Annotated in this window: 12 protein-coding genes and 1 CRISPR repeat array; of the genes, 9 read left to right on the top strand and 3 right to left on the bottom strand. The window is 67.0% G+C overall.

The genetic code is table 11. From position 1 onward, the window contains the following. The first annotated feature begins 119 nt into the window (after positions 1-119). Positions 120-257, top strand: coding sequence for a hypothetical protein (locus ACYQ1H_RS14645; protein ID WP_460028787.1), 138 nt, complete (start codon positions 120-122; stop codon positions 255-257). A 41-nt stretch (positions 258-298) separates the two neighbouring features. Further along, the gene (locus tag ACYQ1H_RS14640) at positions 299-694 is read left to right on the top strand and encodes a hypothetical protein (protein WP_460028786.1); all 396 of its coding nucleotides are present in this window, start codon (positions 299-301) and stop codon (positions 692-694) included. Positions 695-870: 176 nt separating this feature from the next. Here the strand turns inward: ACYQ1H_RS14640 and ACYQ1H_RS14635 are convergent, their stop codons facing one another. The 3 genes from ACYQ1H_RS14635 to ACYQ1H_RS14625 form a co-directional block, all read right to left on the bottom strand. Further along, a complete protein-coding gene (locus ACYQ1H_RS14635; RefSeq protein WP_460028785.1) occupies positions 871-1,086 on the bottom strand; it encodes a hypothetical protein in 216 nt (71 codons plus the stop codon). 104 nt (positions 1,087-1,190) lie between these two features. Next, entirely contained in the window at positions 1,191-1,472 is a 282-nt protein-coding gene (locus tag ACYQ1H_RS14630) for a hypothetical protein (RefSeq protein WP_460028784.1), read from the bottom strand. Next, positions 1,469-2,809, bottom strand: coding sequence for a hypothetical protein (locus tag ACYQ1H_RS14625; protein WP_460028783.1), 1,341 nt, complete (start codon positions 2,807-2,809; stop codon positions 1,469-1,471). The genes ACYQ1H_RS14630 and ACYQ1H_RS14625 overlap by 4 nt, the downstream gene beginning before the upstream one ends. A 128-nt stretch (positions 2,810-2,937) precedes the next feature. Between ACYQ1H_RS14625 and cas2 (ACYQ1H_RS14620) the strand changes: the two genes are divergently transcribed. The 7 genes from cas2 (ACYQ1H_RS14620) to ACYQ1H_RS14590 all read left to right on the top strand — a co-directional run. Further along, the gene (gene cas2, locus ACYQ1H_RS14620) at positions 2,938-3,222 is read left to right on the top strand and encodes a CRISPR-associated endonuclease Cas2 (RefSeq protein WP_460028782.1); all 285 of its coding nucleotides are present in this window, start codon (positions 2,938-2,940) and stop codon (positions 3,220-3,222) included. Positions 3,223-3,240: 18 nt separating this feature from the next. Beyond that, positions 3,241-4,194: a CRISPR-associated endonuclease Cas1 gene (cas1, locus tag ACYQ1H_RS14615; protein WP_460028781.1), complete on the top strand. Its 954-nt coding sequence runs from the start codon at positions 3,241-3,243 to the stop codon at positions 4,192-4,194. Further along, positions 4,191-4,955, top strand: a complete 765-nt coding sequence (locus tag ACYQ1H_RS14610; RefSeq protein WP_460028780.1) for a CRISPR-associated endonuclease Cas1 — start codon at positions 4,191-4,193, stop codon at positions 4,953-4,955. Before cas1 ends, ACYQ1H_RS14610 begins: the two co-directional genes overlap by 4 nt. Positions 4,956-4,958: 3 nt before the next feature. After that, complete coding sequence (cas2, locus tag ACYQ1H_RS14605; protein WP_460028779.1) at positions 4,959-5,267, top strand: CRISPR-associated endonuclease Cas2; 309 nt, start codon at positions 4,959-4,961, stop codon at positions 5,265-5,267. A 227-nt stretch (positions 5,268-5,494) separates the two neighbouring features. Then, positions 5,495-7,138: direct repeats of the CRISPR family, unit length 36 nt; unit sequence GTTTGAATCGAGACCTGATGTAGAAGGGATTAAGAC. A 150-nt stretch (positions 7,139-7,288) separates the two neighbouring features. Continuing rightward, positions 7,289-9,472 carry a S8 family peptidase gene (locus tag ACYQ1H_RS14600; protein ID WP_460028778.1) on the top strand — a complete coding sequence of 728 codons (2,184 nt, stop codon included), beginning with the start codon at positions 7,289-7,291 and terminating at the stop codon, positions 9,470-9,472. A gap of 179 nt (positions 9,473-9,651) precedes the next feature. Continuing rightward, positions 9,652-10,800 carry a Card1-like endonuclease domain-containing protein gene (locus ACYQ1H_RS14595; RefSeq protein ID WP_460028777.1) on the top strand — a complete coding sequence of 383 codons (1,149 nt, stop codon included), beginning with the start codon at positions 9,652-9,654 and terminating at the stop codon, positions 10,798-10,800. A gap of 585 nt (positions 10,801-11,385) precedes the next feature. Beyond that, a partial coding sequence (locus ACYQ1H_RS14590; protein ID WP_460028776.1) for a hypothetical protein occupies positions 11,386-11,867 on the top strand: 482 nt, incomplete at its 3' end.

Raw genomic sequence — 11,867 nt, 5'->3', positions numbered from 1 at the left:
GGCCTGGCTCGGCGCGCGCCAGCGATGCGGACAGCCGGACCCGCCGGACAACGCCGCCGTCATCGCCTTCTTCGAGCAACGCGGAACGCGGTTCGACCACCTCCTGACTGCCTCATCGCATGCACCGGTTTCTGCGCCGGCAGGGCTTGCCGGTGCACTACTCGGCCTTCACCGCCCGGCGCAGCGCCCGCAAGCTTGCCAGATGCCCCGGCGTCTCCCGCGCCGCCTACCCTGTCGCCCTTTCGTTCACGTCGTAACGGCCCAGCGGCCGACGCCCAGACCCTAAGGAGACCCGTCCATGCGCAAAACCATCGCCCTCGTGTTGACGACCAGCCAGCTGATCGGCTGCGCCGCACCTTCCACACCCTACCTGCTGGGTCAGGGCTTCTATTCGGACAAGTACGCGAAAACCGAGATCCAGAACAAGGTCGCCACCAACAAGGTCAGGCCCCTCGGCCGCTTCGAAACCAGCGCCGGCGCCTGTTTCAACACCTCGCAAACCACCACCGACCAGAACATCGTCATTCCGGCGATTCGCCGCGAGCTGAGCGCCAGGGGCGCCGAGGTCGCCGACAACGTCACCGCCAGCGAGCGCTGGCTGATGGACTTCGGACTCGGGCTGCTGATCGTCCCCACGCTGCTCGGGTGCAGCAACTGGAACATTTCCGGCGATGTGCTGAAGGTGGCCCCGTAGCGCCACCTGCGGTAACGCCCGCGCTCCGCGCGCGGGCTGCCCCGGCGTCAGCGGCGGTCGCCTGGCCTGCATGCCAACAAAAAAGCCCGTCGGCCGCTCATGCGCGACCGACGGGCTTGTCTGCTGCCGGCACCTCCCGGCCCGGCCGCCACGGGCGCCGGAAACCCTGAACCGCCTCAGGGATTCGCGTGGAACATCCGGCCGACCCTGCCGGACAGGGAATCCAGGGCGCCCTGTGCCTTGAGCACCTGCACGAACCCCTGCCCCAGCGCGTTGTTCGCCTCCTGGACCGGGTTGACCACCCGGCCGATGCTGGTGGTGCCCTGGGAAACGGTCGCCACCGCGCCGTTGAGGCTGGCAAGGTCGGCGCTCATCTGCCCGTAGCGCTGCATGCCGCTTTCCAGGGGCGGGACGACCGTGTACCGCGGGCCTGGCTGGGACAGGCAAGCTGAAAGCCCGGCGGCGAGACAGCCCGCGGCCAGTTTCGTCGCGGCGCTCAATAGTCCATCCCGGCCAGGCAGGCCTGTCGGCGGGCGGCATCCCGGATGATGTGGCAGCGGCTCCTCTGGCCGCTGGTCCTGGCGGAACACATCGCCCGGTTGTCGATGTCCCTGATGGCGTTGCAGTCCTGCTGGCGGCCCCGCGTCTCGGCCAGGCAGGCATGGCGCCGGTCGCGATCCGCGATGGCGTGGCACCGGCTGGCATCCCCGGCGGCGGCTGGTCCCGCCAGCGGCCACAGGCCCAGCAGCCCCAGCGCCAGCAGGCCGGCCCGCCTCACTGGCCATGCTCCCGGGCAACCGCCGCGCCGCCCGCGACGCTGGCCTGCCCCCGCTGCCGGGAATCCGCCCCCGGCACATCGCGACGGTCGAGCGTCTGCATCCGCCCGGCGATATCCTCGACGATGGACGCCAGCAGCTGCAGCAAGCGTTGCAGGTCGCGCCGCTCGGCCGCATCGCCCCGGGTGAAGTCCTTGATCTCCGGCGAAGGCTCGTACTCGAACTCCTTGGCGAACTTGCGGAAAAGCTCCCGGGTCAGCGGTACCCGGTGGATGTCCCGCGCCACGCCGCGCCCCCGCCAGCCGCACGCATACAGGCGGGGTGCCCAGGCGTTGAGCCGCTCCATCGCCAGATCCTCGCCCAGGCCTCGGTGCAGATCGAAGGGATGGAACAGCACCTTGAGCCCATAGGAGCCGGGCAGCCGCTGCGTCGACGCCACGCGGCTGGCATCAGCATCGGTCCAGCCCAGGTCCACCAGCCGCAGCCAGCAGCTCCGGCCGGCGGCATCCGCGAACGACAAGGCAACGGTGATGCTCTTCCTGTTGTTCAGGTAATCGCGGCCGTCCCAGCCCAGCTGGCGCAGACCCGGATACAGGATGGCCTCGACCAGCGGGATCAGCGACGGATCGAGATACTCCGCCAGCGTTTCCGGGCGGCAGACGGGATAGGCGGTATCGTAGAAATGCTCCGGCTCGGAAGCCTGGAAAGCCTGCTCCCCGGGCTCCTGGAAATGCCGGGTGGCCGCCCGCGGCTGTCCCTGCTGCACGCGGGCGACGAAGAACGCCTTCGGCCCGCCATGCGGATGCCGCTCGGCTTCCCGCGCGATCAGCGTATGCTCGATATCGGACAGCACTGCCAGCCCCAGGGTGCCGGTGCGCAACTGCTCGGCCACCCCGGCGGTGAACGCCGCCACGTCGGTCGTGGTGCGACCGAGGCTCGCCAGCCACAGGCCGAGGACGTCCCGCAGCGTGGCGCACGATTGGTAGCGCGTCGAGACCGGCCGGCACTTTTCCCGCCCGTTGAGGAACTTGAGCATCTGCCGCTCCAGCACATCCCAGCGGTTATGCGCCTGCAGGCTGTCGCGGTAGCGGACCAGCTGCTCCCAGACCGTGCCGAACTCCGCGCTGTTGGCCACCTTGGCCTCGATCAGCCAGACCCGCCCCTCGACATCGACCGCCAGCAGGTCGGCGCTGCCGCTGCCGCCATTGCGGCTGCCGCCGAACAGGGACAGCTCGTGGCCGATGACCAGGATCGGCGTCGAGCGATCGGGCAGGAACAGCTGGTCGATATGGTCGATGAACCACTGGTGGTATTCCGCTTCGTTGGCATAGGTACGCATGGGCGATGGCTCCGTATCGGCTGTGATAAAAAAATCATTCCATCACTCTACCGTGTCCCGGCCCGTTCCCGCCGGCCGGCAAGCTTGCCAACCCGACCCGCGCGCAACATGGGGCGTATCGTCTCGCCATGGCCAAGCGCGCGCTCTATCTCGCCTGCTACGACATCGCCGACGACAAGCGACTGCGGCGGGCGCTGCAGGTACTGCGGGGCTACGCCACCGGCGGACAGAAATCGGTGTTCGAGTGCTACCTCAACCGCACCGAAAGGACACAACTGGTCGAGGCGGTGCGCGAGGTCATCGACCCCGGCGAGGACCGCTTCCTGCTGATGCGGCTGGACGCCCGGCGCCGGGTCCGCGTGCTGGGCATCGGCGTGGTGCCGCAGGACCCGGAGTACTTCTACATTGGCTGACCCTGCCCGAGGCGACACATGGCAACCCTGTACCTGGACCGCAAGAGCCTGGAACTCCGTCACGAAGGACAGCACCTGTGCCTCTACGAAGCTGGCGAGCGGCGTGGCACCGTGCCGTTGAACCTGCTGGAGCGGGTGGTCATGCGCGGCCAGGCCAGCGTCACCACCGGCGCGCTCGGCGCGCTGGCCGAGGCCGGCATCAGCCTGCTGGTGCTCGGCGGCCGGCAGGGCCGGGTGCCGGCCATCCTGCAGGGTCGCTGGCATGGCGACACCCGGCGGCGCATCGCCCAGTACCGCTGGCACCATGACGAACCCTACCGGCTCGACTGGGCGCGGCGGCTGGTGCTGCTCAAGCTGCGGCAACAGACGGCCTTCCTGAGACAGGCCCAGGCCACGCGGCCGGATCGGCGCGCCCCGCTGGGCCAGGCCATCGCCCAGCTGCGGCGGGCGTCCGACGGCCTGCAGGCGGAGGCCGTGGCCAGTCTCAGCCTGGGCCGCCTGAACGGCATCGAAGGCGCCGGCGCGGCCGCCTATTTCGCCGCCTACACCACCCTGTTCCCAGCGGGTCTCGACTTTACCGGGCGCAACCGGCGGCCACCGCGCGATCCGGTCAACGCCGCGCTGTCGCTGGGCTACACCCTGCTGCATGCCGACGCCGCCCGCGCCTGCCACCTCAACGGGCTGGATCCCTATGTCGGCTTTTTCCACGAACCCGCGCACCGGCGCGAATCGCTCGCCGCCGACCTGATCGAGCCCCTGCGGCCGCGGATCGACCACTGGGTCTGGCGGCTGTTCGCCGACCGGGAACTCCGGGCCGAGGACTTTTCCCGCGAGGACGGCGGCTGCCTGATGAAGAAGAAGGCCCGCTCGCTGTTCTACGCCCGTTACGAGACGCTGGCCCCGCCGCTGCGCCGGCTGCTGCGCCGCCATGGCCTGGTCGTCGCCCGCCGGCTGCTGGAAGACCACCCGTGAGGCCGCTGTATCTCAAGGGCGCGGACGCGCGGGTGGAGCTCGACGGACCGGCGCTGAAGGTGCGCCATCCCGAGCGCGCCGATGTCTGGTTTCCCCTGCAGCGCGTCTCCCGTGTCGTCAGCGACAGCCGCGTCGGCTGGGCCATGCCGGCCCTGATGGCCTGCGCGGGTGGCGGCATCACCGTCACCTTTCTCGCCGACGATGGCGCCGTGCTGGCGCGGCTGGTCGGCCAGCCCGGCGAACGCGCCGAAATCCGCCAGCGGCTGCGCGACGCCCTACTGCGGCCCGACTGGCCGGCTCGCTACGCCGACTGGCGGGCCGGCATGCAGCGCATGGCCCTGCGCAGCGTCGCCCGGCGCATCGGCATGGGCGTCGGCCAGCCGCCGACCCCGCGCGCGCTGCACCAGGCCCTGCAGGCCGCGGCACGCGACCGCGACCTGCTGCCCGCCTATACCGCTGCCGGCCGGGCGCTGCATGCGCTGGTGCACAGCCAGACCCTGCAAGCCCTCCAGGACGCCGGCATCGCGCCCGACGATCACGACTGGCCCGGCTTCGATCTCACCCACGACCTGACCGACCTGCTGTTCTGGGACCTGCACCTGGCGCGGCTGGCCTGGCTCGGCGCGCGCCGGCGATGCGGACAGCCGGACCCGCCGGACAGCGCCGCCGTCGTCGCCTTCTTCGAGCAACGCCGGGCGCGGCTCGACCACCTCCTGACCAGCCTCATCGGCCGCCTGCACCGCTGGCTGATCGAACTCTGAACCATGGCCGACCATCAGCCGCTGCTGTATCTCATCGCCTACGACATCCGCCAGCCCAGGCGCCTCGGTCGCGTGCACCGGTTTCTGCGCCGGCAGGGCTTGCCGGTGCAGTACTCGGTCTTCACCGCCCAGCTCGACGCCCGCAAGCTCGAACGGGTGCTGGGTGGCCTGCGCGCCATCATCGACGCACGGGTCGACGACGTGCGCTGCTATCCCCTGCCCGGCCGGCCCGAACAGATCGGCCTGGGCCGGCAGCTGTTCCCCGAGGACGTGCTGCTGCTCGATGGCGGCGTCAACCTGATCGTCCGCTGAATGCCTTCCGCCCATGGCGCCCACGGGTTACTGGAGACGCGCCGGATTGACCCGGTCATCGACGCTCATCAGAATGTCAATGAACCGCGCGCGCCCCGGGCGGCCCGGCAAGCGATCCGTCGCGCCCGCTGTCACGCCGGTGAGACAGCGTAACATTTGTGTGCACGCGATTTCTGTCAACCCTCTCTGTAACCCACTGAAAATGAAGGAGAAAAACACCCCCAGCCGTTTGAATCGAGACCTGATGTAGAAGGGATTAAGACACGATCAAGAGCGCCGTCTGCGCGGCCACCTCTCGTTTGAATCGAGACCTGATGTAGAAGGGATTAAGACCTGAGGCGCGGAAAAATTTCACCAACGATTGTGTTTGAATCGAGACCTGATGTAGAAGGGATTAAGACTTGCCCCACGTGGGGTTTAGGCTTTCCCTTTAGTTTGAATCGAGACCTGATGTAGAAGGGATTAAGACCGGTCTTGTCAGCCCGCTTTTTACGGGCCTCCTCGTTTGAATCGAGACCTGATGTAGAAGGGATTAAGACTCGAGCGCGCGCGCGGTATTCACCGTTCTCCCTGAGTTTGAATCGAGACCTGATGTAGAAGGGATTAAGACTTGAGCGTGGAGAGCTTCTCGCGAAGCTCTTTGGTTTGAATCGAGACCTGATGTAGAAGGGATTAAGACGCCTCGTTTGCTGGCGGAATGCTTGCCGCCAGAAGGTTTGAATCGAGACCTGATGTAGAAGGGATTAAGACGCAAGGCCTTTTCGGCCTTTCTCGCCTCTGCCATGTTTGAATCGAGACCTGATGTAGAAGGGATTAAGACGTTACTGGGCGATCCATTTACCCAGCTGACAGGTTTGAATCGAGACCTGATGTAGAAGGGATTAAGACCCGTTTCCGGATAACAAGCCATGCCCCTACGTGGGTTTGAATCGAGACCTGATGTAGAAGGGATTAAGACCGTGCCATAGGCGTGAAGTCACCATGCTGGCGGGGTTTGAATCGAGACCTGATGTAGAAGGGATTAAGACGCCTTGAGCTCGGATAACTTCGCGCTAAGCTCTTTGTTTGAATCGAGACCTGATGTAGAAGGGATTAAGACCGAGGCGCAGGGAGATATTCTGTCAGCTTTAGGGTTTGAATCGAGACCTGATGTAGAAGGGATTAAGACCAAACTGAAATCGTTCATTCGTGTCTCCTGTTGGTTTGAATCGAGACCTGATGTAGAAGGGATTAAGACCTGTCAGCCCTTCGAGGGCTGCTTTTGCCTTCTCCGTTTGAATCGAGACCTGATGTAGAAGGGATTAAGACGGCAAGCTCAGACTGGTATTTGCTGGCGGCCTTGAGTTTGAATCGAGACCTGATGTAGAAGGGATTAAGACCCAGCTGCGGGCGCGCATCTGCAGCATTCTTTGCGTTTGAATCGAGACCTGATGTAGAAGGGATTAAGACTCGCCCCAGCCGCAAGGTGTCCCATACTCGTCGAGTTTGAATCGAGACCTGATGTAGAAGGGATTAAGACCCCGGGCCGATGCCTGTAATTTCGATTGTTGCCTGGTTTGAATCGAGACCTGATGTAGAAGGGATTAAGACCCTGCCACGTCGCGCATGTTCGCGCTCGACGTGGCGTTTGAATCGAGACCTGATGTAGAAGGGATTAAGACACTGCCGCGCCACTGGCGCGGAAGAATTTAATCGTTTGAATCGAGACCTGATGTAGAAGGGATTAAGACATGTTCGCGCTCGACGTGGCCAATGATTTTATTTTGTTTGAATCGAGACCTGATGTAGAAGGGATTAAGACGCGGCAATGGCCGCGCTTTCGGATTTCGCATCGCGTTTGAATCGAGACCTGATGTAGAAGGGATTAAGACTCCAGCTTTTCCCGTTGAAGCTGGGTGAGAGGTTTGAACCGAGACCTGACATAGAAGGGACACGGGCGGTCGCCAACCGGGCTGGTCATGGTTGTTGCGGCCGGTTTTCGGGCGATGGCCTATCGCCCACGGAGACGCGGGAGAATTGACATGAAACAGATACTTGCATGGGCGTTGCCGCTGGTCTGCGCGCTCGGGGCTCAGGTGCGGGCGGGCGATGGCGCGGCGGACACGGCCGGGGCGTTCCCGCCAGCGGTCGTGGCCGCCGATGCGGCCCCGATGGCCAGCGATCTCGCCGCCGACGGCACGGTGCGCGTGATTGTCGAACTGGCGCTCCCCGCGCGCATGGCGAGTCCGCCGGACGAGCGCGCGCTGGCCGCCCGCAGGCGCGCGGTCGCGGCGGCGCAGGAACGGGTGCTGGCGCGCATCTTTGGCGGGAGCGGCCAGGCCAGCCGGGCCGGCGGATTCGAACGGGGACTCCGGCAATACGAGATCAGTCCCATGTTTGCCATCACGGTGGACGGCGAGGAACTGGACCGGCTGGCCCGCGATCCGGACGTGAGCCGCATCCACCTGGACCGGCTGAACAAGCCGCTGCTGCAGAACAGCGTGCCGCAGGTCGGCATGGATGGCGCCGGCGGTGCCTATGCCCTGGGCGCCACGGGCGAGGGGCAAGCCGTGGCCGTGCTGGATACCGGCGTCCAGGTGTCCCACCCATTCCTGTCCGGCAAGACGATTGCCGAAGCCTGTTTCTCGAACGCCTCGGGCAGCGGCATCTCGCTGTGTCCTAACGGAACGAGGACCCAGACCGGGCCGGGCGCGGCCGAGGCCACGGCCGCCAGATGCGTCAACGGGCCGGAAAACCTGTGCACCCATGGAACCCACGTGGCCGGCATCGCGGTGGGCAGGAATCCTGCCCCCGGCATCCCGCCCAACGGCGTGGCGAAAGCGGCCCGCTTGATAGCCGTGCAGGTGTTTACCCGTTTCGACCGCGCCGCCGCCTGCGGCGACGCCGACATGACCCCGTGCGTGATGAGCTACACCTCGGACGATCTGGCGGCCCTCGAATGGGTATACGCCAACCGCGCCAGTCTGGCCGGCGGCGCCCGGCTGGCCGCCGTCAACATGAGTCTCGGAGGGGGTTCCTTCGCGGCGCCGTGCGACGACAATCCACTGAAACCCATCATCGACAGCCTGCGGGCGGCCAACGTCGCCACGGTCATCGCATCCGGCAACGATGCCTATCTGGCCAGCGTCGGCGCGCCAGGCTGCATCAGCACCGCGGTCACCGTGGGCGCCACCACGCGGGACGACAGGATCGCCTATTTCTCGAACGAGTCGCAAACGCTGGTCGACCTGCTCGCGCCGGGCGTGGATATCCTCTCCTCCGTGCCCGTCAGCCAGTACGCCGGCTACAGCGGCACCTCCATGGCCACGCCCCATGTCGCCGGGGCGTTCGCCGCGATCCGGTCGCGCCTGCCGTCGCTCCCGGTGGCGCAGATCGAGAACGCCCTGAAAGGCACGGGGGTTCCGGTGCCGAGCTATGCCGGGACCTATGCCACGCCCAGGATTCTGGTGAGTGCCGCGCTGGATGCGCTGGGCCTGACCCAGTGGACGCTGACGGTCGCCGTCGCGGGATCGGGCACGGTGACCAGTTCGCCGGCCGGCATCGCCTGCGGCAGCGCCTGCTCGGCCCGCTACGACAACGGCGCGCGGGTGACGCTGAGCCAGACGGCGGCCAGGGGATACCGGTTTTCCGGCTGGGGCGGCGCCTGCGCCGGAACCGGCGCCTGCACCGTGGTCATGGATGCGCAGCGATCCGTCACCGCCGGTTTCGTCGCGTTGCCCCGCTATCCTTTGACCGTGACCCGGCCGACGGGCGGCGTGGTCGGCAGCGAGCCGGCCGGCATCCTGTGCGGCGGCAGGCAACGGCAATGCACGGCGTCGTTTGCCCAGGTCAGGCTGGTGGCGACGCCGGATGCCGGCTACCAGCTGGTCCGCTGGCGCGGCTGCCCGGACCCCGAAGGCCATGTCTGCGAGCTCACCCTCACGGCTGCGACCACGCTCAAGCCGGTGTTCGGCAAGCTGCCCCGATACACCCTCAGGATCGCCAAGAACCGGCTCGGCGCGATCGTCGGCTCGCCGGCTGGCCTTGACTGCCCGGACCGGAAAAAGACCTGCGCGGCGAAATTTTTCAAGGGCACCGACGTGACCCTGAGCCCCGTCCCGCAGAGCGGACATGCCTTCGCCGGCTGGACCGGGGCCTGCTCGGGAACCCAGCCCTGCCGCCTGACGATGGACGCGGACACGCGTGTCGGCGCGGTCTTCCAGTAGCCGGCGGCGCGGGCGGCTGGCACGCCGGCCCTTGCCGGGACGGATGGCAAGCCGCCGCCCGCGCATCCGGAACCCCACATGAGAACGAGGCCCGCCATGCCGGCCACCCGCCCGCGCCACCCCGGCCAGAACCGTAAGGCCGTGCCGGCCCGCTGCGCGCCCGCCGCGCCGGGGCCGGCATGAGCCCGGCCCCCACCGCGCCGATCCAGGTGATCCTGGTCAGCGGCCAGCCGACGCCGAACCTGACCCCGGCGCTGGATCCGGCCCTGGACGCCCGCGAGGTCATCCTGCTGACCAGCCCCGACATGCGCGAACGCGCCGACGGGCTGGCCGCCGTGCTGCAACCGGCCGGCCTGCGCGTGCGGCGCGAGGAACTGCCCGACCCCTGGGACGTGGCCGCCATGCGCGAGCAGATCCTGACGCTGGTGGCGGCGCGGGAGGGCGAGCCGCTGGCGCTGAACGCGACCGGCGGCACCAAGCTGATGGCGATCGCCGCCTACGAGGTGTTCCTGTCGGCCCGGCTGCCGATCTTCTATGTCCACCCGGAGCAGGACCGCCTGGTCTGGTTGCAGCCCGAGGGCCTGCCGCCGCGCCAGCTGGCCAACCGGCTGCGGCTGCCGGCCTTCCTCAAGGCGCACGGGGCCGAGCTGCGCCAGCGGCCGGGCGCCTTCGGCATGGCGGCGCCACTGAAGGCGCTGGCCGAGGCACTGGCGGCCGATGTCGACCGCCACCGGCATGCCCTGGCGACGCTCAACTTCGCCGCCGCCAGCGCGGCCGGCACCGGCGTGTCGGCGGCGATCGGCGCGGCGCTGCGGCGCAAGGATGTCCGCGCCCTGGTGGACGCCTTCGCCGCGCGCGGGCTGCTGCGCGTCGAGGACCAGGTGCTGCGCTTCGCCGACGAGGGCGCCCGCTTCTTCGCCAATGGCGGCTGGCTGGAGCAGTACGTGGTGGCGCTGGCGCAGTCGCTGAAGGCCGGGCACCCGGCGATCCAGGACGTGGGCCGGGGGCTGGAAGTGGTGCGCGGCGGTGGCGTGGCCAATGAACTGGACGTCGCCGTGCTGGCCCGCAACCGCCTGCACGTGATCGAGTGCAAGACCCGCCTGTTCAACGAGGAAACGCGCCAGGGCGGCGTTGGCGCCGAGGCGCTCTACAAGCTGGAAACCCTGCTGAACCGGCTCGGCGGACTGCAGGCGCGCGGCCTGCTGGTCAGCTTCCAGCCGCTGCATCCGCGCATTCTCGACCGCGCCCGCGATTACCGCATCGCGGTCTGCGCCGGCGCCGAACTCGCCCACTTGCGCGAACGCCTGCGCCGCTGGCTGGGCGTCTGAAGGCCGGCGCCCCGCGCCCAACTCCCCTACCCCGATCCGGTCCCGCATCCAGCGAAGACAGGGCGCCCCGGGCCGCCCTGTCGAATAACCCTTCTACATCAGGTCTCTATTGAAACGAACGCTTTGTTAACAGCGAGCCGATCGCGAAAGATCTTCATCCCTTCTACATCAGGTCTCCCAGCACACGGAAACCCTGCCGGATATCGCCACAGGCAACATGCTTCTTGATCCCTTCTCGGTCAGGTCTCGGTTCAAGCGGCATTAAGTCGGGCCGCGGTCCTCGGCGCAGCCCGTGGCGTCGCCTTGCCCTGCAAGCCCTTGAAGGCTCCCGGGCCAGGCTCGCGGACCCCGTCACGCCCTGCGGAAGGCGGGGCGCCGGTCAGCCCGGATTGGCGGACCACGTCCGCGTCGGCAGTGCCGCTGCCTGCCGTGGTCCCGCCGGCGCCACAGTCTACAGCAACGCGTGCGTGACCTTGCCATCCATCATGGTCTGGACCACCCGGGTGGAATGTATCCGCTCGGGCGATATCCTGAACATGAACCGCCCCGCCCCGCCTCTGCCGTCGGCCGGGCGGGATCGGCCGTATGGATCAGGCCGCCCCTGAAAATCCAGTCGGCCTTGCCATCGGCGCGGGAATAAGGCCTGGCCAGCAACCACCCCGGCGGCAGCAGGCACAGGCCGGCGCCAACGGCAAGTTTTTGCACGAACGCTCGTCGTTGCATGGGACTTCTCTCCTGGCAGGTATCGTCCTGCTCTTGTCAAAAAACATCCATCCGTTCCAGCACGCAGGGTACGGCAACCATGGACGCCTGGATGGCCATCATGCTTATGCCCACTGCCGTGCTGCCGCCATGCATGCTGCGCCAGACCGGCATGAACCCGGCTTGATCCCTTCTGCATCAGGTCTCGATTCAAACATTCTGGGGCTGGGAATCCAAAAACATATCCTCCGTCTTAATCCCTTCTACATCAGGTCTCGATTCAAACAACGGCCGTATAACGATTTGGCCGCAGGATCACGCGTCTTAATCCCTTCTACATCAGGTCTCGATTCAAACCCATTGAT

This window comes from Methyloparacoccus murrellii (assembly GCF_054657115.1).
Note: the sequence above shows the minus strand (reverse complement) of the source record. Positions and strands in the feature narration are given on the sequence as shown.

What these genes read in the sequence shown, in the direction of transcription:
- cas1 (WP_460028781.1), top strand. Translation starts at nt 3,241, where the DNA reads ATGGCAACCCTGTACCTGGACCGCAAGAGCCTGGAACTCCGTCACGAA.
- ACYQ1H_RS14635 (WP_460028785.1), bottom strand. Translation starts at nt 1,086, where the DNA reads ATGCAGCGCTACGGGCAGATGAGCGCCGACCTTGCCAGCCTCAACGGC.
- ACYQ1H_RS14595 (WP_460028777.1), top strand. Translation starts at nt 9,652, where the DNA reads ATGAGCCCGGCCCCCACCGCGCCGATCCAGGTGATCCTGGTCAGCGGC.
- ACYQ1H_RS14640 (WP_460028786.1), top strand. Translation starts at nt 299, where the DNA reads ATGCGCAAAACCATCGCCCTCGTGTTGACGACCAGCCAGCTGATCGGC.
- cas2 (WP_460028782.1), top strand. Translation starts at nt 2,938, where the DNA reads ATGGCCAAGCGCGCGCTCTATCTCGCCTGCTACGACATCGCCGACGAC.
- ACYQ1H_RS14600 (WP_460028778.1), top strand. Translation starts at nt 7,289, where the DNA reads ATGAAACAGATACTTGCATGGGCGTTGCCGCTGGTCTGCGCGCTCGGG.
- ACYQ1H_RS14625 (WP_460028783.1), bottom strand. Translation starts at nt 2,809, where the DNA reads ATGCGTACCTATGCCAACGAAGCGGAATACCACCAGTGGTTCATCGAC.
- ACYQ1H_RS14645 (WP_460028787.1), top strand. Translation starts at nt 120, where the DNA reads ATGCACCGGTTTCTGCGCCGGCAGGGCTTGCCGGTGCACTACTCGGCC.
- cas2 (WP_460028779.1), top strand. Translation starts at nt 4,959, where the DNA reads ATGGCCGACCATCAGCCGCTGCTGTATCTCATCGCCTACGACATCCGC.